Raw genomic sequence first — 25183 nt, 5'->3', positions numbered from 1 at the left:
ATAGTCGCGAGCCAGGCGAACGTGCGTCGAGTGCGCACCGGGCGGGCCGAACCCGCCCAGCGAGCGGCGACTGAGCTGCGGTGACGAAGCCTGCGAGCGCCGCCCGCCGCGTCGGTGACCCTCACTGTTTTTCCGAGCCCAGTTTCACCGGAATCGACAGCGGGCCGACGGTGAAGAACGACGGCGAGTACGGGATGTTCGCCGGGTCGATGGCGAGTTCGAGGTTCGGCAGCCGGCGGTAGAGCGAGGCGAGCGCGAGACGACCCTCCAAGCGCGCCAAGCCCGCGCCGATGCAGTACCGCGGCCCGTGACCGAAGCCGAGATGTCCGCCGCGCTGCTCCCTGGTGATATCGAACTCGTTCGCGGTCTCGCCGTACTCGGCCGGGTCGATACCGCAGGCCTGGTAGGCGACGCCCACCGCTTGCCCCTTGGGGATGGCGACTCCGGCCACGGTCACGTCTGTCAGGGTGAATCGCCAGCTCGTCATCATCACCGAATGGCGGTACCGGACGGTCTCTTCGACCACGTCGGCCCACCGGTCTTCCGCCTTGGCGAGCGCGAGCTGCTCGGGATGTTGCGACAGCGCCAGGATGGCGTAGCCGAGCAGGTGCACCGTGGTCTCGTGGCCTGCCACCAGCATGATCCACAGAACGGCGACCAGTTCGTCGGCGGTGAGCTTGTCGTCCTGGTCACGAGCTTGGACCAAGCCGGTGGTGAGGTCGTCGCCGGGCTGCTCCTGTTTCCGGTCCGCCAGTTCGTACAGGTACGTCATCAGCGAGTTCTGCGTCGCGAACGCCTCCTGCGGCGGTGTGGTGTGCGCCAGGAGGGTGGCGGTCCAGCGGCGCAGCCGTTCCCGGTCCGGCTCCGGCACCCCGAACAGTTCGCAGATCACCGCCATGGGCAGCGCCTCGGTGAAGGTGGGCACCAGATCGACGCCGTCACCCGCGGCCACGACCTCGTCCAGCAATCGGTCGATGATCGCCTGGACGCGCGGCTCCAGCGCCTGCACCCGGCCCGGGGTGAAGGCCTTGCTGATCAGGCCGCGCAGCCGCCGGTGGTCGTCGCCGTCCTTGGTGGACAGGTGATCGCCCTGCACCACGGCACGCAGCGGCCAGTCCGCCGGGATCGAACCGTCGTGCAGCGCGGGCCAGTGCTTCGGATCCCGGGCGAAGGTCTTGTTGTCCCCGGCGAGGATCTCGCGCACCGCCTCGTGCGTCAGGGCCAGGTAGGCGGGCACGCCGCCGGGGAACTCCACCTCGACCACCGGCGCGATCTCCCGGAGCCGGATGCAGGTGTCCAGCAGATCCTCGTTCGCCGCGGGGAATGCGGGCAGGCTGGTTGTCATCGGTTTCCCTTCTGCGCGTTTGCCCTCCGACCGCCGTGACGACGGTCGTGCACGAGTATCGAGGCGAGACCGCCCGCGCCACCGCCCGATCGGCGATTCGTGCCTCCAACCCGAAACTCGGCGGCGCAAAACGAAAATCCGGTGACCGTGCCCGGCCCAGCGCCGCGGGCGCGCGGCCCCGGCAGGCGTTAGGGTGGCGGTGTTCGATGTCCGTGGGCGGCCGGGAGGAAATGGTGGAACCGAAGACGGTGCTGGGGCGTGGCGTGCGCGCAGTGAACGCCGGGGTGGTCGCCCTGCTGAGCGCGCCGGTGCTCGGCAGCCTGCTGGGCAGGGGATTCGTGGTGATCACCTATGTAGGCCGCCGGTCCGGGCGGACGTTCAGCACACCGGTCAACTACCGGCGAAAGGGAGACGAACTCGTCATCGGCGTCGCTATGCCGGACAAGAAGTCCTGGTGGCGTAACTTCCTCGGTGCGGGCGGCCCGATCACCCTGCACCTGAACGGCGCCGACCGGCACGGGCATGCGGTGGCGCAGCGCGACGAGCGCGGCCGCGTCCTGGTCACAGTGCGGCTCGACGACGCGAGCTGATCCGCCTCTTCCCTTCTCGCGTCGGCGCGCCGAAAGCGACGGAGGCGCTGTCACCTTCCGAGCACGCGGCGACGTGGGGGCGCCTGATCGAACACCCCGTCCCTCGAAGGCCGAGCGCCGCCGCTGATGCGAATTCCGAGGCGGGCTCGTAAGGGCGAGTCTCGACAGCGGATTTCGGCGGGAAGCCTTAGACGCTCGCCGACGGCTTCATCTGGGCGACGATCGCGGCCCCCATCCACCGGCGTAGATACCGACGCAAATCGTCTTCCCCGCGCGGTGGATTCCCCGGGGAGACGAAGAACGACTGCATCGTGCGTAGGACGTATTCGACCAGCTCGTGCAGCGACTCGTCGTCGTATCCGTAACGCTCCCAATCGACGTCGAAGCGCTTGATCATCGTCATGCCGAAGGCCTGCGCCTCTTCGGAGGTCAGGCTCTCGGGATGGACGTTCGAGTACGTGCTCGACAGCAGAATGCCGAGATGAGGCGTGCGGCGAACCTCGGCGAGGGTGTACACCACTGCCTCGGTCATCGCTTCCACGGCGTCCTCGATCCCGCTGACGTGCTCGGTCAGCCGGTCCAGGAACCCGTCGACCGACGCTATCGCCGCCGCGGTCATCAGCGCGTCGGCACTGGGAAAGTACCGGTAGACCGTCTGCCGGATGACGCCGAGCGATTCCGCGACGTCGGCGATGCTGATCTCCGAACCCGTCCGCCCGATCAGTTCGACCGCGGCGGCGACGATGCGACGCGAGGCTTCCTCGTCGTCCTTCGGCGGGCTCCCGCCCCACCCACGCCTTCCTGCCACTGCCCGCTTCCTCGACTCGAAGCCTGTCGCTTGCGAACCCCTGACGGAGAGCCTGCCGACTATCCAGGTCAGGGGCTCGACCGTATCACAACGTTGCCTGTTCTCGGTTCCAGCGCCGATTCTGATCATACACTTGGACAGTTGTGTGTATGATCGCTGCGACATGGCCCGGTGCGCCGGAATGCGTTGCCGGACCGGTTCGTTTCGGAAAGTCGAGGTTCAGCCCAGTGACCGATCTTCAAGTCCGGAAGATGCGCTTCGCATTCGCCGACTACGACGTGCCCTTCTTGTGGAACGAGGAGAATCCGGCCTTCTCCTCGATGGCCAACGCGGTGTCCTTCCTGGCGATCGGCTTCGAGAAGATGATCGTCAACATGATCCGCGAGGCCATGCCCTTGATCACCGATCCCGCGGTGGCCGAGGAGGCCGACGCGTTCGTGCGCCAGGAGGGGCAGCATTCCACCGCCCACCGCCAGCACGCCAACGCCCTGATCCGGCGCTACCCGGGGTTGCAAGAAACGCTCAACGAAGTGATCGCGGAATTCGACCGCCTCACCGTGCATACTCCGGTCGAATACCGGCTGGCCTACACCGCCGATCTCGAGGCGACGTTCACCCCGGTGTTCAAACTGATGCTCGACAACGACTCGACCTTGTTCCGGCCGGGCGACGACCGGGTGGCGTCGCTGTTCATCTGGCACTTCGTCGAAGAGGTCGAGCATCGCAGCTCCGCGCTGATCATTTTCGACTCCGTCGTGGGCAGCGATGTGTACCGGATGCGCATGGCGCCGTCGATCTTTCGTCACGTGATGAAGGTGATCCGGCTGGCCTGCGCGGGCTTCAACGAGCATGTCCCGCTGGAGGAGCGGAAGATCGACGCGCTGTCGATGTTCGCGAATCACCGGCGCAGGCAGAAACTGCGCAAGTGGTTGCCGTTCCTGCACGCCGAGGACAACGGCCCGATGCCCCGCGCGTTCGACCACCTGCCGCTCCGTGAGCAGCTCGTCGCGCTCGTGGGCGTCGTCCGCAGTCAGTTGCCCAAGCACAATCCGGACCACGAGAAGCTGCCCGCGCTGGCCGATGTGTGGTTCGAGCGCTACGAGGCCGGCTACGACGTCTCGCACTGGTACACCGCCGAGACGGCCGCACGTTAGGAGCCGGACCGATGGCTGATCATTGCGCCCCCACCTTCGACCGGCTCGCGACGGCGCTCGGCTTCTCGTGCGAGGAGGCAGGCGGACCGGTCGAAGTACGGAACCCTTTCGCGTTGGAGAACTGGACGCTGCCCGTCCTCGAGTGCACGATCGTCCTCGGCGCGGTGCTCGCCTTGGTCTACGCGATCGTGCGGCTGCGCCGGCACGGCGACCCCACCAACCTGGTGGTCTGGTTCGGGGCGACCGCGTACCTGTTCATCATCGAACCCCCGCTGTACTTCCCTGCGGCGTTCGGCATCGACGCGCACGTCGACACGATGTTCGCGCACAACCTGTTCACCGTGGAATTCCTCTGGGGCCGATTACCGCTCTACATCGTCGCGATCTACCCGTTCATGGCCACGCTCGCGTTCGAAATGGTCAGGATTCTCGGCGTGTTCCGGCAATACGGGGTTCTTGCCGGATCGGCGTGCGTCGGCTTCGTCCACCACGCCTTCTACGAGATCTTCGACCATCTCGGCCCGCAGCTGCGGTGGTGGGAATGGTCGGTGGACAACCCGATCAATCAGCCGATGTTCGATTCGGTGCCGCTGCCGAGCGTGGTGGTCTTCGCCGCGCTGTGGCCGATGTCCCTCGCGTTCTGCGTCCAACTGTTCGTCGGCCGCCACGTCGCCCAGGGGCGGACCTTCTCCGGATGGCAACTGGCCGGGCGCACGATCCTCGTCGGCGTACTCGCGTCGCTGGGCACCGCCGTGCTGCCCATCCCCGCGACGGTCTTCGGCATGGGCAGCACCACGGTGCGCGGCGTGCTCTACGCCGCCGAACTGGTCGTCGTCTCTGTCGCCGCGGTGCTGATCCTCACCCGCCAGTGGTCGCGGCTGCGGCGCGGCGACTCGGCTGCGCCTTACACCAACGACTTCGTCCGCGTTTACGGCGGGGTGTATCTGGGGGTGATGGCGTTGCTCTGGGCGACCGCGTTGCCCGATTACTTCGGCGCCGTCGACGGCGTGACCAGCGCAGGCGACCCCATCGGGAATCTCTGGTACGCGATCGCGTGCTTCGTTGTCGCGATCTTGTGCCTGGTCGCCGTGTGGACGGTACCCCGGAGGAAAGCGACGGTAAGCGCTACCTCTCCGGCGCCGGAATCGACGGTGAACTCCACGGCCTAGCGGCACGCCGAGCGCTTTCGCCAGCGCAGGGCGGCGGCTGCCGGCCGGGGTGTGACGCCCCGCTCGCTCGGGACTTTCCGGGCCGGTGTCCGGGTTGTACGAGGGGCCGATATGAGGAGGTCATGTGGCACGGGAGTACAACCGGAATCCCGCGGCGATCGCCGCCCTGTCGCCTGAGCAGTACCACGTCACTCAGGAGAACGGGACCGAGCGGGCGTTCACCGACGGTCCCCGCGCGGCGGGCGGCCTGCGGTACTGCATCAATTCGAAGGCGCTGCGGTTCATCCACCTCGACGACCTCGATGCGGAAGGCTATGGGCAGTACAAGACTCTCTTCGTGAAGGAGGAGGCGTGACCGACACGCGCAAGGCGATTCTGGCCGGTGGATGCTTCTGGGGCATGCAGGACCTGATCCGCAAGCAGCCGGGGGTGGTGTCGACCCGCGTCGGCTACACCGGTGGACGCAACGACCACCCCACCTACCGCAACCACCCTGGCCACGCGGAGGCGATCGAGATCGTCTACGACCCGGCCCGGACGGACTACCGGCAGCTGCTGGAATTCTTCTTCCAGATCCACGATCCGACCACGAAGGACCGCCAGGGCAACGACATCGGAACCAGCTACCGTTCGGCGATCTTCTACCTCGATGACGACCAGAAGCGCGTCGCCTTGGACACCATCGCCGATGTGGACGCCTCCGGTCTGTGGCCGGGCAAGGTGGTCACCGAGGTGACCCCGGCGAGCGCCTTCTGGGAGGCCGAGCCGGAGCATCAGGACTACTTGCTGCGTTACCCGGACGGGTACACCTGCCACTTCCCCCGGCCGGGTTGGAAGCTGCCGAAGCGGCAGACCACCGCTCAGTAGCAGCCGCCGAGTTCGGCGGGGTCGCGTTCCGGCCCCGCCGAGCCGAGGCAACACACACGACTGCGCCGCCGCACCCGGGTGGCGCAGTCGTCGCGTTTCCACGACCTCCCACCGTCGTTGCCGGTCGTCCAGCCGGGGCCGCCTGCGACTCCGTACGCAAACTGCATGCGGCAGAGACCAATTCGGCCCGTTTCCGGCCACCGGGGACTCCCCGTCGTGGGGAGAACGCGTGATCGAGCGCCTATATGATCGTCGACGCTTGGAGCTCCTGGCCGGTCGACCCGAGGTAGGCAGATGACGCGCTACGGCACGAAGGTTCTGGACGTGGTGGGCAGCCGCCGGATGGCGGTGGCGACGCTGGCCACCATCACCGGCTTCTACTACCTGTTCGTCGCGTTCACCAATTGCGTCGACACCGACACCAACCGCAACGGTGTGGCCGCGGTGCTGTCGATGAAGGCGACGATCCACAATCCGGGCACGGACTGGCGCGCGATCACCAATGGCAATGTCGCGCTCGTCGCCTACATCCTCGTGGTGATCTGGGAATTCCTCATCGCCTTCGTGCTGCTCGCCGCGGGAGCCGCGTGGGGCAGGGTGCTGACCGGACGGCCGCGCGGGCTGCGATCCGGGCCGGAGTTGGCCGTGAAACTGTCCAGCCTGGGCTGGACCATGGCGGTGCTGCTGTTCGCGGGCGGGTTCCTGACCATCGGCGGCGAATGGTTCCGCATGTGGGCCAACGACGACGTGAACGCTTCGTCGGCCGCGTTGCAGAACTTCCTGATCGCGGGCGTCGGCCTGATTCTCGTCCACCTGCCGGACCCGCAGCGTGATTTCGGCACCGAGAATTCCGCGGCGGAATCGAGCTAGGCGCAGCCGCGAGCGTCAGCGACCGGTGCGATCGAGTTCGCTCAGCTGCTTCTGCAGACGTTCCAGCGCCGCGCGGATCTCGTCGATCTGCGCGTTGAGTTCGGCGATCTTGGCTTGATCCACCGGCGGCGCCTGCGCCGGTGGTTGCGCGGCCGGCGGCGCGGTGGGCTGCTGGCCCGGCGGCAGCGGAGCGCCGGGACCGCCGCCTGGCGGCGTGGCGAGTCTGCCGGTGGCCGCGCCGAACACCTGCTCGAGCGCTTCGGCGAGGGTCGGCGCGTAGCCGACCAGGACACCACCGGTGCCGGGATCGCGGTAACTGACCAGCACCCGCGCCAACTGCGGGAACGTCGAGGAGTTCGGCGCCGTCGAGATCCGTTCGGTGAACAGCGGTTCGGCGTAGAGCACGCCGCCGTCGGCGATCGGCAGGGTGAGGAGATTCCCGTATTGGATCCGGTTCGAGCGCTCGAGCAAGGTCCGCTCGGAGGCCACTCTGGTGTCGGAGATCATCGAGTTCTGGATCTGCTGCGGCCCCTGGGTGAGGGTGTCGGTGGGCAGCTGCGAGACGGTGATCTTGCCGTAGCCCTCCGGGTCGGAGCGGGCGGAGACGTAAGCGGAGAGGAATTCCCTGTTGTAGCCGACCATGGCGCTCGCGAGCCGGAACGATGGTTCGGCGCTGGTCTGGTCGCCGACCAGGACGTAGAACGGGGGCTGATGCGGATTGGCTTCCACGGTGGGGTCGCTGGGCACCGACCAGAAAGCGTTGGTGGTGAAGAATTCGCGCGGTTCGTCGACGTGGTATTTGGCCAGCATCTCGCGCTGGATCGTGAACAGGTCCTCGGGGTACCGGAAGTGGGCCCGCAACTCCGGGGTGATCGACTCCTCGGGGCGCACCGTGCCGGGAAAGACCTTCATCCAGGCCGCCAGGACCGGGTCCTGCCGGTCGACCTGGTAGAGGGTGACCGTGCCGTCGTACGCGTCGACGGTGGCTTTGATGGAGTTGCGCACGTAGGAGATCTCCCGGGGCGATCCACGCTCGGTGTCCTCGCCCGGAGCGAGGGCTTCCAGCGAGCTGCGCTTGGCGTAGGGGTAGCCGTCGATCGAGGTGTACGCGTCGACGATCCAGACGATGCGGCCGTTCACGACCGCGGGATAGGGGTCGTTGTCGGTGGTCAACCACGGTGCGACGAGTTCGACGCGATGGCGGGGATCGCGGTTGAAGATGATCTTCGACTCGGCGCCGATCGCTTTGGAGAAGACGATGTTGCGCTCGGTGTAGGTCACCGCGAAGGCCAAGCGGTTGAGCCAGTTGCCGATCGGGACGCCGCCCGCGCCGGTGTAGGTGTATGTGGTGGTGTCGGTGTCGTACTCGCGCGGCTGGGGGCCGCCGCCGACGATGGCGTAGTCCGGGCTCGCATGGGCGATCACTTCGCCGAAGTAGACGCGCGGCTGATCCACTCGGATCACCTGGTGGCCGGATGCCTGGGAGGCGATGTCGCCGACCGCGTAGATCGGATATCCGCTGTTGCTGCTCGCGGCGTCGCCCGCCGCTTCGCGGACCGCCGCGTTCACCCGGTTGGCCGGCGCCGCCACGAACCCGTTGCCGTGCGTGTAGACGGTGTGCCGGTTGACCCAATGGCGCTGGTTGCCGCTCAGCGCGCTCGGGGTCAGCTCGCGCGCCGCCACCACGTAGTCGCGCAATTGCCCACCGACGCGGTAGCGATCGAGGTCCAGATGCGGTGGGAAACTGTAGAAATTCTTCAGCTGTTGCTGCTGGGTGAACGTCCGCGACAGCACGTTCGGATCGAGCAGGCGGACGTCGGCGATCGTGGTGACGTCGGCGGGGACCTCGGGCGGCGGCTTGGTGCCGACGCCGGAATACGGCTGGTACTCGACCCGGTCGCTGCCGATCCCGTACGCCTGCCGGGTGGCCGCGATGTTGCGCTGGATGTAGACCCGCTCCATGTCGGCGGCGTTCGGACGGACGGAGAACTGCTCGACGGCCAACGGCCAGACGGCCCCGACGAGAATCGACGACAACAGCAGCAGCGCCGCCGCCATCGCCGGAATCCGCAGATCGCGCACGACGACGGCGGCGAAGACCGCCACGGCGCAGATCAGGGCGATCGCGAAGAGAATGAGGCGGGCGGGAAGCACCGCGTTGATGTCGGTATAGCCGGGGCCCGCGAACGTGGGCTCCTTGCTGTCACTCGACAGCAAGGAATATCGGTCGAGCCAATAGGCGGCGGCCTTCAGGAGGATGAACGCCCCGGCCAGTATCGCGAGCTGGACGCGGGCCGCGTGCGTCAGGCCGCCCGCCTTTCTGGACAGCCGCAGCCCGCCGAGCAGGTAGTGCGTGGCCAGGTTCGCGAGGAAGGCGAGGACCACCGCGATGAACAGCCAGTTGAGGACGGAACGGTAGAAGGGCAGGTCGAAGACGAAGAACCCGACGTCGTGCCCGAACTGCGGATCGGCCACGCCGAAGGATCCGCCGTGGAGGAACAGTTGGACCGTCATCCAGTTCGACTGCGCGGCGAGGCCGCAGACCAGCCCCACCACGGTGGCGACGCCGAGACCGAACCGCACCGGATGCCGCAGCACCGCCGTCCGATACGGCCGGAGGCTGTCTTCTTCCTCGGACTCGGGAAAGAAGAGCGGACGGAACCTGAAGGCCAGCCACATCACGGCGAGAAGTACGCCACCGATGATCAGCGCGATCGCGGCGAACAGCGTGAGCCGGGTGAACAGCACGGTCAGCCAGACACCGCGGAACCCGACCTCACCGAACCACAGCCAGCTGACATAACCCCTGACCAGCCGGGGCACGATCAGCAACGACACGACGAATACCGTGGCGGCGACCACCAGCACCCGGGTGCTGCGATGCAACCGCCGCGGGCCGGGGCCGACGCGCGCGCTCATCTTGCACTCCCGTGGCTGCCGCCCGGCACAACGGTGGACGGCCGAGGCGCAACCAAGCTCGATACTACCGGGGTTGGTCGACGCGCCGAGGAGCGCTCGATCGGCTCCCGCGGCTACGGTGGGCCGCCTGCGTCCACAGGCCGTCGAAGCGGCCGGGCTCGGTGAGCGGGCCAGCATACTGTGTGCGGTAACGGTCCCCACCCGAGGAGCCTCGATGACGAGCACGCCCGACCTCACCGATCTGGCACCGCAGCAGCGCGCCGCCCTCGGCAGCGGCGCCGACTTCTGGACCACCAAGGCGATCGGTTCGGTCACCGCTGTGACCATGACCGACGGCCCGCACGGGGTGCGCAGGCAGGCGGGGGCCACCGACCACCTGGGCTCGGCCGAGAGCCTGCCCGCCACCTGCTTCCCGCCCGCGGTCGGGCTCGCGCAGAGCTGGGACGTCGATCTGGTCCGCCGCGTGGGCGAGGCGCTGGGCCGGGAGGCGCGCGCGCTGGGCGTGGACGTGTTGCTCGGGCCGGGAGTCAACATCAAGCGGGATCCGCGCGGCGGCCGCAATTTCGAGTACTACTCGGAGGACCCGTCACTCACCGGTCTGCTCGGCGCGGCATGGGTGACGGGTGTGCAGAGCACCGGAGTGGGGGCTTCGCTCAAACATTTCGCCGCCAACAACGCCGAGCACGACCGGATGCGGTCGAGTTCCGACGTCGACACCCGTCCGCTGCGGGAGATCTACCTGCGCGCGTTCGCCCATATCGTGCGCACCGCCCGGCCGTGGACGGTGATGTGTTCCTACAACCGGATCAACGGCGTGCACGCCGCGCAGAATCGCTGGCTGCTGACCGACGTGCTGCGCGGCGAATGGGGTTTCGACGGCGCGGTGATCTCCGACTGGGGCGCCGTGGCCGACCGGCCCGCCTCCGTGACGGCCGGACTGGATCTGGAGATGCCGGGCGGCAGCGGCATCTCCGACGCACAGGTACTGGCGGCCATGGCCGCGGGCACGCTGGATCCGGCGGACGTCGACCGCGCCGCCAGGAACGTGGCGACGCTGGCGGCGAAGGTCGTCGCCGGACGCGAACTCGGTCGTGCCGTCGACACCACCGACGAGCACCATCGCCTGGCCCGCGCGGTGGCCGCGCGGTGCGTCGTCCTGTTGCGCAACGACCGCGGCCTGCTGCCGCTCACGCCCGGGCGCTCGCTGGCGGTGATCGGTGAATTCGCGGCCGAGCCGCGCTACCAGGGCGGGGGCAGTTCGCACGTCAACCCGACCCGCCTCGATGTGCCGCTGGAGGAGATCCGCGCGCTCGCCGGCGCCGCGCCGGTCTCCTACAGCCGAGGGTTCGCCACGGCCGATACCGGCGTCGGCGCGGACGCGTTGCGCGCCGAGGCCGTCGCCGCCGCACGCCACGCGGACGTGGCCGTGGTGTTCCTCGGCTCGGCCGCCGCGCAGGAATCCGAGGGCTTCGACCGTCAGCACATCGAGTTGCCCGCCGAGCAGGTGGAGTTGCTGGCGGCGGTGGTGCGGGCGCAACCGGAGACGGTGGTGGTGCTCGCGCACGGCGGCGTGGTGCGGCTGGCCCCGGTGGCCGCCCTGGCCCCCGCGATTCTGGACGGCGGGCTGCTCGGCCAAGCCGGGGGCGGCGCGCTCGCCGACGTGCTGTTCGGTGTCGTGAACCCGTCCGGGCGACTGGCGGAGACAGTGCCGGTCCGGTTGCAGGACACCCCGGCCTATCTCGGCTTCCCCGGCGAGAATTCGCATGTGCGCTATGGCGAGGGCCTGTATGTGGGCTACCGCTGGTACGACAGTCGGGATATGGACGTCACCTACCCGTTCGGACACGGCTTGTCCTACACCACCTTCGAATACTCCGATCTGGCGCTCGCGGCCGAACCGGCGGGCATCGCGGTGCGAGTCCGCGTCACCAACACCGGTTCCCGCGTGGGCCGGGAGGTGGTGCAGGTGTACACGGCGCTGCCCGGCTCCGCTGTCTCACGTCCCGTTCGTGAGCTGAAGGCGGTCGCGGTCACCGCCGAACTGGAACCCGGTGCGAGCGAAGAAGTCTCGCTGCTGCTCCGGCGCGACGACCTGGCCTACTGGGAGACGCGGGTCGATCGCTGGATCGTGGAGGGCGGCGCCTACCAGGTGTGGGCAGGTGCTTCGAGCCGGGATCTGCGCATCGGCGGGCAGGTTCAGCTCGCCGGAGACGACCTGCGCATCCCGATCACGGCGGAATCGACCCTCGGCGAAGCCATGGCCGATCCGGCGGCGGCGGCCGCGCTCGCGGAGGTGTTCGGCGGCATGTCCGAGAGCATGGGCGACGCGACGGCACTCGGCGTGGACATGATGCGGATGATCGCCTCCATCCCGCTCAACCGCCTCACCGGTTTCGGCGTCGACCCGGAGAAGCTGGACGCGCTACTGGCCCGAGGAGACGACTGATCGGCATCCGGCGGTTGCGCTGGCGCGACGGCGGCTTCAGCGAGCTACGGCGGGCATCCCGATGACCGACGCGTTCTCGGTGGGAGCCGACGCCCGGTGCAGGCCGCGGCGGTCATAGGCGTAAGTCGCGGTCGCCCCGAGCAGCAGGCCGATGCCGAGGCCGAGCACCGTCATCCACAAGCCGTGGGCGAAACCCGCTTCGGCGTGGGCGTCGAAGAACAGGATGGCGCGCACGGCGAGGTAGATCTGGTGCATCGGTTCGAAGGCGGCCAGATTCGCGATGTAGGCGGGCGTCGCCTCCAGCGGCACCGTCGCGGCCGACGAGGGCAGGCCGAGGACGACGAACAGGATCAGATTGACCAGCAGCCCCGCGGTGCCGAAGGTGGCGAGCACGGCGAGAGCGGTCACACCGACCGCGACGATGGCCAAAGTGCCGTAGAGCCACAACAGCAGCGGGCTGCCCAGCGGGACGCTCAACGCCGTGGCGACGGCGAGGAAGATGCCCGACAGCACCGGAGCCGCGGTGACGACGACCGCCCATTTCACCAGTAGCGTGCGGAAGCGAGAGATCCCGGTGGCCGGCGGGTGCACGAACCACGGGCCGTATTCGGTCGGCGTGAAACCGAGCACCGAGTCGACGAGCGTGTGGATGATCATCGCGCCGGTGAAGCCGGCCAGCAGCAGGATCAAGGTGTAGAAGAAGGCGACGAGGCCCTGTCCGGCGCCGTCGTCCATCGGCCGGTAGGGCGCGGTGACGATCTGCACCGGATCGGTGAGCATCAACCGGGCCGCGCCGCTCGGCTCGACCGGCGCGCCGGGCCCGGCGGCCAGGGCGGCGTTCACCTGATCGGTCAGGCTCTTGCCGACGGTCTCGTCCACTTGGCGCAAGGCGCGGTCGGCGATGCGCTGCATGATGCCGGTGGTGTAGGGGCCGATCCGCGGGTTGGTGTGGATCGTGATGACCGGGCGCTCGACCGCGCCGGGCACCACGGCGGCGGCGCCGAGTATCGCGAGCCGCTTGGTGAAGTCGGACGGGATGACGATCGCGCCGTAGACCTCGCCGTCCTGCAACTGCTTGCGCGCTTCGCCGATGCCGACGACGCGCAGGTCGATCTTCTCCGCGGGCATACCGGCCATCAGCGCGTCGGTGACCTGGGCGCCGATATCGGCGGGCTTGCCGCCGATCGTGTCGCCGACGTCCTGATTCACCAGAGCGATCGGGAAGTCGTGCAGATTCTTCTCGGTATTGCTGGCGTAGCCGAGGTACATGGTGGCGAGCAGCGCCGCGAACACCGTGAGCACTGCGATCGGGGCGGTGAAGGTCCGAACCGTCATGCGAGTCAATGTAGTCACCGCCTACAAAGTAGGCAACGCCTACATTTTGTTATCCTGCATACACCATGCCGATCACCAGAAGCCGGTCCTATCACCACGGCGACCTGCGCGCCGAGTTGCTCCAGCGCGCCGAGGCGACGCTGCGGGAGTCCGGGGTCGACGGCTTGTCGCTACGCGGGCTTGCCCGTGACGCCGGAGTCAGTCACGCCGCTCCGACCCGGCATTTCAAGGACAAACAGGCACTGCTGGACGCCATCGCGGTATCCGGATTCCAGCGTCTGGCCGCAGCCCTGGAGCAGACCGCGGCCGCGGACTCGGCCCACGGGCACATCCGAGCCTTGGCGCGGACCTATCTCCGTTTCGCGACCGAGAACTCGGCGCTCGTCGCGCTCATGTTCGCGCGCAGGCACAGCCCCGCCGCGGGCGATGCGATGTCACAGGCCGTGGACGCGGCGTTCGCGACGCCGGTCGCGCTGATCGCGGAAGCACAGCGACAGGGAGAAGTGATCGACGGCGATCCGCGGCGCATCGCGCTGTCCGCGGTCGCGGCGCTGCAAGGCCTGGCCACCTTCGTCGGCTCGGGCGTGATCGCCGCCGAGGCAGCCGACGAATTGCTGGACGAGACGACCACGCACATGATCGAAGGCCTGCGCCCGAGACCGTGATCTACGGCAGGCCGTCGGTCAGTAAGCGATGAACAGGATCTCGTCGCGAGAGTAGTCGTGGCCGGGATGCTTCTCGGCCAGATGGGCTTGCGTCTTCGCCACGAGATCGTCCTCGTCGGTTCCGACGATGAATTCTCCGCAGGGGCAGTTCAGCTTTCGCTTCATCGGCGTTCTTCCTCCTCGATCCGACAGTCTATGCACAGCGCGGGGATCGAGCGCGGGTCCGCCGCGATCACGGGCTCCACCGGATCGGCCACGTGACCATTCGTGGCCCCAGTAGCTGTGGGCGGTGATCTCCTCCGCGCTGTAGGTGGATTCGTCCACCAGCACACCCCTCGGCAAGATCGGCATCGTCGAGAACTTCGTTGTGCCGCATCCGCACCTGCCCGGACACGACCCGGCAGGTGCAGGCGCTGCGGGCGCCCTCGCGGCAGGAATAGGGCGCTTCCAGCCCGTTGGCCAGCAGCACGTCGAGCAGAACCTGGCCGCGTGGCCACCGAAGGGCGCGCTTCTGGCGGGCGACGCGGCGGCTCGGGCCCGATCCACTGTCGCGTCTTTTCTTCGATCCTCGACGGCCGTCACGTTCGCGCTCACGGCACGTCTCCATCCCGGGTGCTGACCTCGACGAGTCCGTCCGCGACCGCGGCATCGATGCTTTCGCGCAACGCGGCGCAGGTCCGCACCCGCGCGCCGTCCGCCCCGGCGAACTCGGCGCACGCCGCGACCGCGCCCGCGTTCCACTGGACGCTGGTGTGCTGCGGACTGAACTTCTCGACCAGCACGCACGTCCCGCAGGTACGGCAGGTGACCCGCTCCATCCGCTCAGGCTCCGGCGCCGGCGCGCTGCCCGGCGAGGTTCTCCGCGACCTCCGCCTCCCACGCCGTGACCGCCCTGGTGGTGTCCACTTCGAACTCGAAGCGATCGGTCATCTTCGGGTCGATGTCGGCCACGTCGGTGTAGAACTGCTCGTACCAGCGGCGCAGCTGGTAGACGGGCCCGTCCTCCTCGCACAGCAGCGGATTGTCGATGCGGGTCTTGCGCCGCCAGATCGCGGCGTCCTGTTCGAAGCCGCGACCGAGGCCACCGGCGAACTTCGCCGCGATCTCCTCGGCCTGCTCCGCGGGCACGCCGTGCGGCTTCTTCACGATCGCGCCGTACTGCAGCACGAACTTCGTGGGTGACACCGGGTAGTGGCAGTTGACGAGGATGCCCTCGACCGTCAGGCCCGCGCTCTCGCTGCGCAGGTGATCGATCATGTAGGAAGGGCCGTAGTAGGACGCGTCGGAGTGCAGGATGTTCTTGCCGCCCAACGCCTTCGCGGTCTCCCCCATCATGTCCTCGCGCGATACCGAGGTCATGTACTGGCTGGCGACGTGACCTTCGAACACGTTCTTGAAGTAGGTCGGGAATCCGAAGTGCACGTAGAAGAAGTGCGCCATGTCCACCACGTTGTCGATGACCTCGCGGCAATTCGCGCCGTCGATCGTCATGGTGTTCCAGGTCCAGTCGGTCCACTCGTCGCTGAACGCCCCGTCGATGCGCGGGATGGTGATCTCTTCCGGGGGCGGATTGCCCTCCGGGTCGTTCCACACGAACAGCTGTTTGTTCTGCTCAAACGTCGGCCACGAGTGGGTGCGCGCCCGGGGTGGTACACGTCGGCCGTAAGGAATGCCGGTGCAGCGGCCGTTGCCGCCCCAACGCCAGTCGTGGAAGGGGCAGGCGATGGAGTCGCCCTTGATCCGGCCGTCACCCAGGTTCCCGCCCATGTGCCTGCAGTAGGCGTCGAGCACGTGCAACTGCCCGTCGGCACCGGCGAACACCACCAGTTCCGTGCCGAAGATCTCGACGGTGTGCGGCTTGCCGTCCCGGAAGTCCCGCGCCAGGCCCAGGCAGTGCCAGCCGCGCGCGTAGCGGGCCGGCGGAGCGCCCGCGTCGATCACTCGGACCTCGGTGTCGGTAGTCATCGGTTCCTCCACAATTCGCGCACGTTTGTCACCTCGATATTTCGGTTCGGCATCCCGGCGCGGAAATGTGCAGTCCCACTGGCCGGGAGGCGCTCAGGCCTCATCGAGCCGTCCGAACGCGGAGCGGTAGAACAGCAGCGGCGCCGCCTCGCGATGCTCCGACAGCGCGGTGACGCGCGCGATGACGATGGTGTGGTCACCGCCGTCGACCTCCTGCTCGACCTCGCAGTCGAGCCAGGCCATGCTTCCGGCCAGCCGAGGCGAGCCGTTGGGCGACGGCTCCCAGTCCACCCCCGCGAACTTGTCCGCGTCGCTGCGCGCGAGACGACGGCAGAGGTCCTGCTGGTCGTGGGCCAGGATGTTGACACAGAGCCGGCCGACCGCGCGGATGCGCGGCCACGACGTGGACGTGCGCGCCGGGCAGAAGCAGACGGCGGGCGGCTCCAGTGACAGCGCCGAGAACGACTGGCAGGTGAAACCGACCGGCCCGTCCTCCCCCAGCGCGGTGATCACCGTGACCCCGGTGCAGAAGCGACCGAGCACCGCTTTGAAATCGCGCACGTCCAGGGGCGATCCGTCCGTCTCGAGCACCGGTTCCATCGAGCCTCCGATTTCCATCAGGCATATACCTGACAGCTATGACAGCAGCCATCGCCCGATGGGCGTCAAGATCGGAGTCCGGTCACCGAGATGCGGATCCGTAGAAGCTACGTAGTTCTCCCGATTCCTCCCGTCCGCCGACGCGTCAGTGTGATGGGAGACACAAGCGATCGAGCGCGTAATGCCTGGTCGACGTAGACCGACTGTGACCGACGGAGGTTCGCATGACCGTCACCCTGCTGCCCGATACCGAGCCGCGCGCCGACCGGGGCCCGCACCGCACCCGCGCCAAGGGGGCGGAAGCCGACGTGCCGGTATCGATGATCGAGCGGATGACCCTCATCCTGGACGCGTTCGATGCCGCCACCCCGACGCTGACACTGCTGGGCCTGGTAGAGCGCACCGGCCTGCCGCGCTCGACGGTGCACCGGATCCTCGATCAGATGATCCGGCTGCGCTGGCTGGCCCACGCCTCGGGCGGATATCGGCTCGGCATGCGCACCTTGGAACTGGGCGGGCTCACCGCCGACCACAACGAGATCCGCGACGCGGTCAGCCCGCTGCTGCACGAGTTGTGCCAGCGCACCGGCATGGTCGGACACCTCGCGGTGCTCGACGGACGCGAGATCGTGTATCTGGACAAGGCGGGTGGCCGCCTGGCCGCGATGCTGCCGACCCGCCTCGGCGGCCGCATGCCCGCGCACTGCACCGCGCTCGGCAAGGCGATGCTCGCCACGCTCGAGCCGAGCATCGCCGAAGCCGCGTTCCATTCCCGGCTGCCGCGGCGGACCCCGCACACCATCACCGAACCCGACGCGCTGCACCGGGCCTTGGCCCAGATCCGGCTGCGCCAAGGGGTTGCGGTGGACCGTGAGGAGTCCATGGACGGAATCGCCTGCGTGGCAGCGCCTTTGCGGGGCCGAGGCACCGCACCCGCGGCACTGTCGCTGTCCGGGCGGGCTGAGGCGATGAGCTTCGACAAGCTGGCGCGGGTGCTGCTCGAGATCTCCCACGAGGCCGGGCGGTCGCTGTTCGGACGCCGGGCGCGCTGGCGCTAGTGCCGAATCCGACTATGCCTGGACGGTACAGTCCGGCCATGACCGATGGCGTCACACCCGCGGTGCCCGACCTGCCGACCACCGCGTGGGCCGTACTCGGCATGCTCTCGCACGCCGACGAACTCTCCGGCTACGACCTGAAGAAATGGGCCGACTGGAGTCTGCAGTTCTTCTACTGGAGTCCGTCGTTCAGCCAGATCTACGCCGAACTCAAACGCCTGGAGAAGCACGGCTACGCCAGCTCCCGCGCGGTCGTGCACGAGGACGGCGTGCGCGGCAAGCGGATGTACGCCATCACGCCGGAAGGTCGTGCGGCGGCGGCGAACTGGGTCAATCACGCGCCGGTGGAGGCGCCGGTGCTCAAGCACAGCGTGATGCTGCGGGCGTGGCTTGGCAACCTCGCCGAACCGGACCGGATGCGCGGCATACTCACCGAGCACATCGAGTACGCCGAGAAGATGCGCAGGCGCGCCGAGGCCGACGCGCAGGGCGCGGAGGCGAACCCGGACTGGGCCTATCCCGAGTTGGTGCTGCGCTGGTGCGTGCGGCACTACGAGGCGGAGCGCGATTTCGCCAGGGAGCTGCTGGCGGATATCGAACGCCTCACTGAGTGAGACGCCACCTGGTTCTTCCGGTCCCGCCATATTTCGATTAGGCATATGGAGGTGGCCGACGATGACCGGTGAACTGGATACGGTGCCCGCCGCGGTGGCGGCGATCGCGAACGGCGGCATGGCGCTCGTCGTGGACGACGAGGACCGGGAGAACGAAGGCGATCTGGTGCTGGCCGCGGAGAAGGCGACCGCGGCGAACATCGGGTTCCTGGTGCGGCACACCAGCGGCGTGCTGTGCGTGCCCATGACGGGCGATGACCTGGATCGGCTGGAGCTGCCGCCGATGACCGCGGTCAACCAGGACCCGAAAGCCACCGCCTACACCGTCTCGGTGGACGCGGCGGCGGGCATCGGCACCGGCATATCGGCCGCCGACCGCGCGCACACCATGCGCTTGCTCGCCGATCCCGGCGCCACGCCCCGGGATTTCACCCGCCCCGGGCACGTGTTCCCGCTGCGGGCGCACCCGCGTGGCGTGCTGGGGCGGCAAGGGCATACCGAGGCCGCGGTCGATCTGGTGCGGATGGCGGGCCTGCGCCCCGCCGGAGTCATCGCGGAGGTGGTGCGCGACGACGGGTCGATGGCCCGGCTTCCCGACCTGCTGACCATGGCCAGGGTGCACGGGATCCCGATCATCTCCATCGCCGAGCTGATCGCGCACCGACGCAGGCTGGAGCCGGGCGTCGTGCGCGTCGTCGAGACCCGGCTGCCCACCCGCTTCGGCGAGTTCCGGCTCATCGGCTATCGGGATCCGAACGACCGGGCCGAACATCTCGCGCTGGTGCTCGGTGCGCCGGGCGAACGGGACGTGCTCACCCGGGTGCACTCGGAATGTCTCACCGGCGACGCGTTCGGCTCGCTGCGCTGCGACTGCGGCGAGCAACTCGACGCCGCCCTACGGGCCGTGGCCGCCGAGGGCCGCGGGGTCGTGGTCTACCTGCGCGGACAAGAGGGCCGCGGCATCGGACTGCTGAACAAACTGCGCGCCTACGAGCTCCAGGACGGGGGCGCCGACACCGTCGACGCGAATCTGCGACTCGGGCTGCCCGTCGACGCCCGGCACTACGGCGCCGCGGCGCGGATCCTGGACGATCTGGGCGTGCGGTCGGTCCGGTTGCTCAGCAACAATCCGGCCAAGCAGGCGGGCTTGACCGAACACGGCATCGCGGTCGAACGGCGGATTCCGCTGCAGACCAGTCCCACCGAGCACAACGTGCGCTATCTGCGCGCCAAGCGCGACCGGATGCGCCATCAGCTCAGCGAGGTCGACGCCGCCGCCCTCGCTCGATGAGCGGCGCCGGTTCGGTCCGCCCGCGGTCGGCGCGACGCCGCGGGCACGGTCATCGGAGTTGAATTTGTCCAGAACGCTCTTCCGCGCCCCGCGCGGTACCTAGGGTTGACACCCATGGCGCGGCGTCCCATCGGCAACCTCCCTGCCGAGGTCACCAGTTTCGTCGGGCGCCGGGAGGAACTCGCCGCGGCGAAGCGGCTGCTGCCCACCACGCGGGTGCTGACCCTGCTCGGCCCCGGCGGCGTCGGCAAGACCCGGCTGTCCCGCCAGGTCGGCGTGGCGGTGGCGCGCGCGTTCCCGGACGGGGTGTGGCTGGTCGAACTGGCCGACGTCCGCGACCCCGATCTGGTCACGGTGACCGTCGCGGAGGCCATGGCGTTGCGCGACGACACCGCGACGCCCTTGCGGCGGCTCACCGAGTTCCTCGCGGACAAACGGTTGCTGTTGATCTTGGACAACTGCGAGCACCTGATCGACGCCTGCGCGCGGCTGGTGGGCCGCATCGTGGCCACCACCGCGCAGGTCCGGGTGCTGGCGACCAGCAGGGAGGTGCTGGGCGTGCCGGGGGAACAGGTCATGCCGGTCGCGCCCTTGCCGCTGCCGGACGCAGCGACCACCGACAGCGACGCGATGCGCCTGCTCGCCGAACGAGCGAGCGCCGCCAACCCCGGCTTCGCGGCCACCCCCGCGAATCGGGACGCGTTGGCCGCGATCTGCCGCAGGCTGGACGGTATTCCGCTCGCGCTGGAACTGGCCGCGTTGCGGTTCCGCGTGTTCACTCCCGAACAGATCCTCGCCCGGCTCGACGACACCATGGCCCTGCTGAGCGCGGGACCGCGCATCGCGCCGGAACGGCAGCAGACCATCGAGGGCGCGATCCGCTGGAGCTACGACCTGTGCACGCCGGCCGAACAGCGCCTGTGGGAACAACTGTCGGTGTTCTCCGGCGGCTTCGACATCGACGCCGCCGAAGCCGTGTGCCTGCCCGCTCCCAACGGGCGGATCGTGATGGACGCGCTGACCGGGCTGGTCGACAAGTCGGTGCTGAGCCTGCGCTACGACGGCGATGTCGGGCGGTACTCGATGCTGGAGCCGATCCGGCGGTTCGCCCACGACCGGCTGGCCGAGCGGGGCGACGAGCCCGAGGCGCGTGCGCGCCACCGCGAGCACTACCGGCGGCTGGCGCTGCGCGGCCGCACCGCGTATTGGAGTTCCGACGACGTCGCCTGGTTCCGCGAACTCAACCGCGAGCACGCGAATCTGCGCGCGGCGCTGCAGTCCGGCCTCACCGACGCACCCGAGTCGGCGCTCGAGATGGCGGCGGTGCTGCGGCCGTTCTGGGAGCACAACCGGTTCCTCACCGAGGGCTATCGCTGGCTGACCGATGCGCTGGCGAAGGCGGGCCGACCGACCGAGCTGCGCGCACGCGGACTGTCCGCGGCCGCCTCGCTGGCGGCGTTGCTGTCCGATCGCGGGCCCGCGCACCAGTTGGTGGACGAATGCGTCGCCCTGGCACGCAAGGTCAATGCTCCCGACATCCTCGCGGAGGCCATGCTCGACTCGGCGCTGCTGGCCTTCAACGACGGCGACACCGCCCGAGCGCTCGAATTGGCGGAGACCGCAACGCATCTGGCGGCCGAATGCGGCCATCACGCCATGGAGATGGACAGTCTCGCCTTCGCGTTCGTGTGCGCCCTCGTGCTCGCCGACGAACGCTGCACCGCGTTCGCCGAGCGGCTGCTCGAGGTCACCACCGAACGCGGGCCCTCTCTGCTCGGCGGGCTGGCGCAGTGGTGCATGGGACTGGATCACTGGCGGTGCGGCGATCAGGACGGCGCGACCGCGTATCTCGCCAGCGCCGTCGAGATGTTCGCCCTGTTCGACCGCTGCGTCTGGCTCGCCTCCGCGTTCGAAGGGCTGGCGTGGACGGCGGTCGCGCGCGCCGATTTCGAGCGAGCCGCCCGCCTGCTCGGCGCCGCGGAGATCCTGGCGCGCAGCACGGTGCGCCTGGCCCACGCCATCACCGGCGTGCTCGGCGACCGGATGCGCGGCCGAGTGCGGGAGGCTTTGGGCGAGCGGAAGTTCCAGGAGGCCTTCGACAGCGGCGCGACGCTGTCGCTGAGCGAGGCGATCGATTACGCGCTGGGACGCGCGCCCGCCGCGCCGCGGCCACCGCAGCCCGCCGCGGATGCGTCTCGGGCCGCGGATGTCCTCACTCGCCGGGAGAAGGACGTCGCCCGGTTGGTGGCGGCGGGTCACAGCAACAAACGCATCGCCGCCGATCTGGTGATCTCGGTGCGTACCGCCGAGACCCACGTCGAGCACATCCTCACCAAGCTCGGTTTCACCTCCCGGACCCAGATCGCGGGGTGGGTGCGTGATCACGAGGTGTGATGGACGTGATTGGCGGCGTTCAGAGACGGTCGTCGCGCCCGCACAGGATCTGCGTCTCGGCGCGCAGGCCGCGCAGTCGTGCCCACAGCGGAACCACCGCTGGGCGGCCGCTGGCGCCGAAGCCGGGCTGATCCACGATCAGGCAGCGCAAACGCTCGGCCGGCACCGGCGGGTTGGCGCCGAAGTCGGCCCGTCCGGAGACGCCGGGCCCGAAGCCGTGCAACAGCACCGGCGGCGCGCCCGAGCCCGCCTCGTGATATCGCAGCCGCAGCCCCCGGTCGTGCTCCAACGCGTGGTGTTCTCCGCGGTGAGCGTCATCAGATCATCCGATCGGTGACCGGAAGGCCGAAGGCGTCGCGGCCGTACAGGACGAGCGCGCGCTCGACGTCGTTGATGACGTGCACGCTTCCGGCGTGCGCGTCGCGCCAGTGCCGTTCGATCGGATTGGGTTTGCGGATGGCGTGGCCGCCGGAGTTGTCGAACAGCAGGTCGATGGCCTCGATGGCGCGTTCGGTGCCGCGCACCTGGTCGCGGCGGCTGCGTACCCGCAGTTCCAGGGGGATCTCCTCGCCCGCCTCGGCGTAGCGCAGTTGCTCGCCGATGTTGCGCTCCATCTGGAGGATGGCGGCGTCGATCTCGGAGGCGGCGCGCGCGACCCGAACATGCGCGAACGGGTCCTCGGCGGCCTTCTGCCCGCCGTAGGAGATCCGCACTCGTTCGCGCATGCGCTCGATGTGCGCTTCGTAGGCGCCTTGGGCGGCGCCGATGATGGGTGCGGTGATGGTGTTGGAGAACACCGCGCCGAACGAGATCCGGTAGAGCGCGGCGGTATTGACCTCTTGGCCGGGTCCGCGCAGCTCGGCCTGTTCGCTCGCGCTGTAGGTCCGGTGGGCGGGGACGAACGCCTTCTCGATGACGATGTCGTTGCTGCCGGTGCCGGACAGCCCCGACACGTGCCAGACGTCCTCGATGCGGTAGTCGGCGCGCGGCACCAGGACGGTGAGGTAGTCCGCTCCCCCTTCGTCGTTCGGCACGACCGCGCCGAGGAAGGCCCAGCGGGCGTGATCACAACCGGAAGAAAAACTCCACCGGCCGCTGATCTCGAAACCGCCGTCGACGGGCGTCAGCTTGCCGGTCGGCGCGTACGACGACGAGACCAGCGTGTCCGGATCGGCGCCCCATACGTCCTCCTGCGCCCGCGGCGGGAACAGCGCCAGCTGCCATGGGTGCGCGCCGAGCACCGACGACACCCACGCCGTGGACGGGCATGCGGTCGCGATGGCGCGGATGACCTCGTAGAACGCGACCGGCGAGGATTCGTCGCCACCGAAGCGGGACGGCTGCAGCATGCGGAACACCCCGGCCTCGGTCAGCTCCCTGATGCTCTGATCGGGCACTCTGCGCTGCAGTTCGGCGTCGGCGGCTCGCGCCCGGATCGCGGGCAGCAGATCCCGTACCCGATCGAGCACCTTGTTGTTCATATGCGGTAATCCTCCTGGTAGTGCCGTCTTTCGACGCTAGGCCGGTGCGGCGCCGTCCGGTCCGATCCATCCCGATGACCGGAACCCGCCGCCGGGTCAGCTGGTGCGGGCCGCGGCGGCGCCGGCACGGCGGCCGAAGAAGGTGCCGTCGCCGAGCGAAGTGCCGCTGATATAGCCCTCGCCGTGCACGTTGCTCGCGGCACGGCCTGCGGCGAACAGTCCGGGGATCGGGGCGCCGTCGATGTCGAGCACGGCGCCGTCGAGCGAGGTGTGCAGACCGCCGAGGGTGAACACGGAGGCGCCGGTGCCGCGGCGGTCACCGGACTCCGACGGCGGCCGCACCCCCGCCCGCACGTCGATCGCGGCGAGCGGCGGCGTGAGCGGCCGCACCCAGCGCGGCGCCTTCTCGAACTCGGGATCGTCACCGTCGGAGGCGAAGTGGTTGTAGCGGCGGACGGTGTCGGCCAGCGCGGCCGCGGGCACGCCCATGAGGTCGGCGAGTTCTTCGGCGGTCTCCGCCACGTGGGTCGGGCGCACACCCCACCGCTGTTGTTCCGGCACCTCGTCGAACGCTGGTTCGTCGAGCACGACCCAGGTCCGCATGTCCTGGCGGAACAGCGCCGCCTGGCCGATCCGGCCGGGATAGGTGTCCTCGTTGACGAATCGCTGCCCGTGGCCGTTCACCACGATGCCGCGCGCGGCCAGACCTGGAACGAGCGAGATGCCGACCTGGCCGGTGGACATGTGCCGCACCGCCGCGCCGAGCGCCTGCGCCATCCGGATCCCGCTTCCGTCGTCGGTGCCCGCGCTGACCTTGGTGTGCCCCAGCAGTCGCGGCGCGTGGGCGGCGAGCATGGCGTCGTTGTCGACGAAACCACCGGTGGTCAGCACGACGCCGCGGCGCGCCCGGATGGTCAGCTGCGTGCCGTATCGCCGAGCCACCGCGCCGACGACCGTGCCGTCGGCGGCGACGATCAGGCGAGCCGCCCTGGTGTCGAAAAGCGCTCTCGCCCCGGCGGACCGAGCGGCCCCGGCGAGGCGATCCATGAGCAGCTTGCCGCCGAAGTCGGGGGCGGCGGGGCGATGCCCGCGCGGCGCGGGCGTGGCGAGACCGGAGAACGGCATGCTGTTCTCCCCCAGCCACATCAACCCGTCGTCCGTCGGCGGCACCCAGGCCGGAGCGTCCCACAGCGTGGGTTGGAACGGCACGCCGCGGTCGGACAGCCAGTGGAAGTGCGCGACGCTGTCCTCGCTGTAGCGAGCGATCTTGTCCGGGTCGGCGCCCGGACCCAGCGCGGCGGACAGGAACGCGGCCATCGCCGCGGGGTCGTCGTCGAAGCCGCAGGCCCGCTGGATCGGTGTGCCGCCGCCGAGATAGATCTCGCCACCCGACAGAGCGGACGCGCCGCCCGGGCCGCTCATCCGATCCAGCACGAGCACCCGCGCGCCGGTCACCGCGGCCTCGAAGGCCGCCGCCGCTCCGGCGCATCCGTAACCGACCACCAGCACATCGGTCTCGAGGTCGTAGGCGCCCACTGCGGCGGCCTCCCGAGGCGCGACCGAATCCCGATCACTCATGGAGTCGACCTTCCCGCCCGGCTCCCGAGAAGCC

General features: G+C 69.1%; 23 protein-coding genes and 1 pseudogene. 12 read left to right on the top strand and 12 right to left on the bottom strand.

All coding sequences use genetic code 11. The features are described 5' to 3' along the window. Positions 1-121: 121 nt before the first annotated feature. Positions 122-1345, bottom strand: a complete 1224-nt coding sequence (locus U3653_RS10305) for a cytochrome P450 family protein (RefSeq protein WP_195079376.1) — start codon at positions 1343-1345, stop codon at positions 122-124. Positions 1346-1551: 206 nt separating this feature from the next. Here U3653_RS10305 and U3653_RS10300 point away from each other — a divergent pair, with 206 nt between their 5' ends. After that, positions 1552-1935: a nitroreductase/quinone reductase family protein gene (locus tag U3653_RS10300; protein WP_323124045.1), complete on the top strand. Its 384-nt coding sequence runs from the start codon at positions 1552-1554 to the stop codon at positions 1933-1935. 187 nt (positions 1936-2122) lie between these two features. Here the strand turns inward: U3653_RS10300 and U3653_RS10295 are convergent, their stop codons facing one another. After that, a complete protein-coding gene (locus U3653_RS10295; RefSeq protein ID WP_195079375.1) occupies positions 2123-2743 on the bottom strand; it encodes a TetR/AcrR family transcriptional regulator in 621 nt (206 codons plus the stop codon). A 227-nt stretch (positions 2744-2970) separates the two neighbouring features. Between U3653_RS10295 and U3653_RS10290 the strand changes: the two genes are divergently transcribed. The 5 genes from U3653_RS10290 to U3653_RS10270 all read left to right on the top strand — a co-directional run bounded on the left by U3653_RS10290 (position 2971) and on the right by U3653_RS10270 (position 6803). After that, on the top strand, positions 2971-3897 hold the full coding sequence (locus U3653_RS10290; protein ID WP_195079374.1) for a metal-dependent hydrolase: 927 nt from the start codon (positions 2971-2973) through the stop codon (positions 3895-3897). 11 nt (positions 3898-3908) lie between these two features. Then, positions 3909-5066 carry a DUF7802 domain-containing protein gene (locus tag U3653_RS10285; RefSeq protein ID WP_195079373.1) on the top strand — a complete coding sequence of 386 codons (1158 nt, stop codon included), beginning with the start codon at positions 3909-3911 and terminating at the stop codon, positions 5064-5066. Between the two features lie 124 nt (positions 5067-5190). Then, the gene (locus U3653_RS10280; RefSeq protein WP_195079372.1) at positions 5191-5421 is read left to right on the top strand and encodes a hypothetical protein; all 231 of its coding nucleotides are present in this window, start codon (positions 5191-5193) and stop codon (positions 5419-5421) included. A gap of 44 nt (positions 5422-5465) precedes the next feature. Then, positions 5466-5933, top strand: coding sequence for a peptide-methionine (S)-S-oxide reductase MsrA (msrA, locus tag U3653_RS10275; protein ID WP_397070399.1), 468 nt, complete (start codon positions 5466-5468; stop codon positions 5931-5933). A gap of 294 nt (positions 5934-6227) precedes the next feature. Next, entirely contained in the window at positions 6228-6803 is a 576-nt protein-coding gene (locus U3653_RS10270; protein ID WP_195079370.1) for a DUF2165 domain-containing protein, read from the top strand. A gap of 15 nt (positions 6804-6818) precedes the next feature. Here U3653_RS10270 and U3653_RS10265 read toward each other — a convergent pair whose 3' ends face one another. Continuing rightward, complete coding sequence (locus U3653_RS10265; RefSeq protein ID WP_195079369.1) at positions 6819-9722, bottom strand: UPF0182 family protein; 2904 nt, start codon at positions 9720-9722, stop codon at positions 6819-6821. Positions 9723-9936: 214 nt separating this feature from the next. Between U3653_RS10265 and U3653_RS10260 the strand changes: the two genes are divergently transcribed. Then, positions 9937-12168: a glycoside hydrolase family 3 C-terminal domain-containing protein gene (locus tag U3653_RS10260; protein ID WP_195079368.1), complete on the top strand. Its 2232-nt coding sequence runs from the start codon at positions 9937-9939 to the stop codon at positions 12166-12168. Positions 12169-12204: 36 nt separating this feature from the next. Here the strand turns inward: U3653_RS10260 and U3653_RS10255 are convergent, their stop codons facing one another. After that, entirely contained in the window at positions 12205-13503 is a 1299-nt protein-coding gene (locus tag U3653_RS10255; RefSeq protein ID WP_195079367.1) for a YhgE/Pip domain-containing protein, read from the bottom strand. A gap of 65 nt (positions 13504-13568) precedes the next feature. Between U3653_RS10255 and U3653_RS10250 the strand changes: the two genes are divergently transcribed. Beyond that, positions 13569-14168, top strand: a complete 600-nt coding sequence (locus U3653_RS10250; RefSeq protein WP_195079366.1) for a TetR/AcrR family transcriptional regulator — start codon at positions 13569-13571, stop codon at positions 14166-14168. A gap of 18 nt (positions 14169-14186) precedes the next feature. Here U3653_RS10250 and U3653_RS10245 read toward each other — a convergent pair whose 3' ends face one another. The 5 genes and pseudogenes from U3653_RS10245 to U3653_RS10225 all read right to left on the bottom strand — a co-directional run bounded on the left by U3653_RS10245 (position 14187) and on the right by U3653_RS10225 (position 16733). After that, complete coding sequence (locus U3653_RS10245; protein ID WP_195079365.1) at positions 14187-14333, bottom strand: DUF1059 domain-containing protein; 147 nt, start codon at positions 14331-14333, stop codon at positions 14187-14189. A gap of 166 nt (positions 14334-14499) precedes the next feature. After that, a pseudogene (locus tag U3653_RS33300) lies at positions 14500-14670 on the bottom strand (2Fe-2S iron-sulfur cluster-binding protein); the annotation flags it as partial. Between the two features lie 88 nt (positions 14671-14758). Then, positions 14759-14986, bottom strand: coding sequence for a hypothetical protein (locus tag U3653_RS10235; RefSeq protein WP_195079363.1), 228 nt, complete (start codon positions 14984-14986; stop codon positions 14759-14761). 4 nt (positions 14987-14990) lie between these two features. Next, positions 14991-16133, bottom strand: a complete 1143-nt coding sequence (locus U3653_RS10230) for a 3-ketosteroid-9-alpha-monooxygenase, oxygenase component (RefSeq protein ID WP_195079362.1) — start codon at positions 16131-16133, stop codon at positions 14991-14993. A 93-nt stretch (positions 16134-16226) separates the two neighbouring features. Further along, the gene (locus U3653_RS10225; protein ID WP_195079361.1) at positions 16227-16733 is read right to left on the bottom strand and encodes a flavin reductase family protein; all 507 of its coding nucleotides are present in this window, start codon (positions 16731-16733) and stop codon (positions 16227-16229) included. A 224-nt stretch (positions 16734-16957) separates the two neighbouring features. Here U3653_RS10225 and U3653_RS10220 point away from each other — a divergent pair, with 224 nt between their 5' ends. The 4 genes from U3653_RS10220 (at position 16958) to U3653_RS10205 (ending at position 22090) form a co-directional block, all read left to right on the top strand. Next, a complete protein-coding gene (locus U3653_RS10220) occupies positions 16958-17791 on the top strand; it encodes an IclR family transcriptional regulator (RefSeq protein ID WP_195079360.1) in 834 nt (277 codons plus the stop codon). A gap of 38 nt (positions 17792-17829) precedes the next feature. After that, positions 17830-18405, top strand: a complete 576-nt coding sequence (locus tag U3653_RS10215; RefSeq protein WP_195079359.1) for a PadR family transcriptional regulator — start codon at positions 17830-17832, stop codon at positions 18403-18405. A 61-nt stretch (positions 18406-18466) separates the two neighbouring features. Continuing rightward, complete coding sequence (locus U3653_RS10210; RefSeq protein ID WP_195079358.1) at positions 18467-19696, top strand: bifunctional 3,4-dihydroxy-2-butanone-4-phosphate synthase/GTP cyclohydrolase II; 1230 nt, start codon at positions 18467-18469, stop codon at positions 19694-19696. Between the two features lie 114 nt (positions 19697-19810). After that, positions 19811-22090 (top strand): LuxR C-terminal-related transcriptional regulator, encoded by a 2280-nt coding sequence (locus tag U3653_RS10205; RefSeq protein WP_195079357.1) that lies wholly within the window; start codon positions 19811-19813, stop codon positions 22088-22090. Between the two features lie 19 nt (positions 22091-22109). Here U3653_RS10205 and U3653_RS10200 read toward each other — a convergent pair whose 3' ends face one another. The 3 genes from U3653_RS10200 to U3653_RS10190 form a co-directional block, all read right to left on the bottom strand. Continuing rightward, entirely contained in the window at positions 22110-22379 is a 270-nt protein-coding gene (locus U3653_RS10200) for an alpha/beta fold hydrolase (RefSeq protein WP_195079356.1), read from the bottom strand. A gap of 28 nt (positions 22380-22407) precedes the next feature. After that, positions 22408-23571 carry a 3-hydroxy-9,10-secoandrosta-1,3,5(10)-triene-9,17-dione monooxygenase oxygenase subunit gene (hsaA, locus tag U3653_RS10195; protein ID WP_195079355.1) on the bottom strand — a complete coding sequence of 388 codons (1164 nt, stop codon included), beginning with the start codon at positions 23569-23571 and terminating at the stop codon, positions 22408-22410. Positions 23572-23667: 96 nt separating this feature from the next. Then, complete coding sequence (locus tag U3653_RS10190; protein ID WP_195079354.1) at positions 23668-25149, bottom strand: FAD-dependent oxidoreductase; 1482 nt, start codon at positions 25147-25149, stop codon at positions 23668-23670. Between the last annotated feature and the right edge of the window lie 34 nt (positions 25150-25183).

This window comes from Nocardia implantans (genome assembly GCF_035544775.1).
GTDB lineage: Bacteria > Actinomycetota > Actinomycetes > Mycobacteriales > Mycobacteriaceae > Nocardia > Nocardia implantans.
Note: the sequence above shows the minus strand (reverse complement) of the source record. Positions and strands in the feature narration are given on the sequence as shown.

What these genes read in the sequence shown, in the direction of transcription:
- hsaA (WP_195079355.1), bottom strand. Translation starts at nt 23,571, where the DNA reads ATGAACAACAAGGTGCTCGATCGGGTACGGGATCTGCTGCCCGCGATC.
- U3653_RS10285 (WP_195079373.1), top strand. Translation starts at nt 3,909, where the DNA reads ATGGCTGATCATTGCGCCCCCACCTTCGACCGGCTCGCGACGGCGCTC.
- U3653_RS10260 (WP_195079368.1), top strand. Translation starts at nt 9,937, where the DNA reads ATGACGAGCACGCCCGACCTCACCGATCTGGCACCGCAGCAGCGCGCC.
- U3653_RS10300 (WP_323124045.1), top strand. Translation starts at nt 1,552, where the DNA reads ATGTCCGTGGGCGGCCGGGAGGAAATGGTGGAACCGAAGACGGTGCTG.
- U3653_RS10250 (WP_195079366.1), top strand. Translation starts at nt 13,569, where the DNA reads ATGCCGATCACCAGAAGCCGGTCCTATCACCACGGCGACCTGCGCGCC.
- U3653_RS10230 (WP_195079362.1), bottom strand. Translation starts at nt 16,133, where the DNA reads ATGACTACCGACACCGAGGTCCGAGTGATCGACGCGGGCGCTCCGCCG.
- U3653_RS10265 (WP_195079369.1), bottom strand. Translation starts at nt 9,722, where the DNA reads ATGAGCGCGCGCGTCGGCCCCGGCCCGCGGCGGTTGCATCGCAGCACC.
- U3653_RS10220 (WP_195079360.1), top strand. Translation starts at nt 16,958, where the DNA reads ATGACCGTCACCCTGCTGCCCGATACCGAGCCGCGCGCCGACCGGGGC.
- msrA (WP_397070399.1), top strand. Translation starts at nt 5,466, where the DNA reads ATGCAGGACCTGATCCGCAAGCAGCCGGGGGTGGTGTCGACCCGCGTC.
- U3653_RS10190 (WP_195079354.1), bottom strand. Translation starts at nt 25,149, where the DNA reads ATGAGTGATCGGGATTCGGTCGCGCCTCGGGAGGCCGCCGCAGTGGGC.
- U3653_RS10245 (WP_195079365.1), bottom strand. Translation starts at nt 14,333, where the DNA reads ATGAAGCGAAAGCTGAACTGCCCCTGCGGAGAATTCATCGTCGGAACC.
- U3653_RS10270 (WP_195079370.1), top strand. Translation starts at nt 6,228, where the DNA reads ATGACGCGCTACGGCACGAAGGTTCTGGACGTGGTGGGCAGCCGCCGG.
- U3653_RS10210 (WP_195079358.1), top strand. Translation starts at nt 18,467, where the DNA reads ATGACCGGTGAACTGGATACGGTGCCCGCCGCGGTGGCGGCGATCGCG.
- U3653_RS10305 (WP_195079376.1), bottom strand. Translation starts at nt 1,345, where the DNA reads ATGACAACCAGCCTGCCCGCATTCCCCGCGGCGAACGAGGATCTGCTG.
- U3653_RS10235 (WP_195079363.1), bottom strand. Translation starts at nt 14,986, where the DNA reads ATGGAGCGGGTCACCTGCCGTACCTGCGGGACGTGCGTGCTGGTCGAG.
- U3653_RS10255 (WP_195079367.1), bottom strand. Translation starts at nt 13,503, where the DNA reads ATGACGGTTCGGACCTTCACCGCCCCGATCGCAGTGCTCACGGTGTTC.
- U3653_RS10215 (WP_195079359.1), top strand. Translation starts at nt 17,830, where the DNA reads ATGACCGATGGCGTCACACCCGCGGTGCCCGACCTGCCGACCACCGCG.
- U3653_RS10205 (WP_195079357.1), top strand. Translation starts at nt 19,811, where the DNA reads ATGGCGCGGCGTCCCATCGGCAACCTCCCTGCCGAGGTCACCAGTTTC.
- U3653_RS10225 (WP_195079361.1), bottom strand. Translation starts at nt 16,733, where the DNA reads ATGGAACCGGTGCTCGAGACGGACGGATCGCCCCTGGACGTGCGCGAT.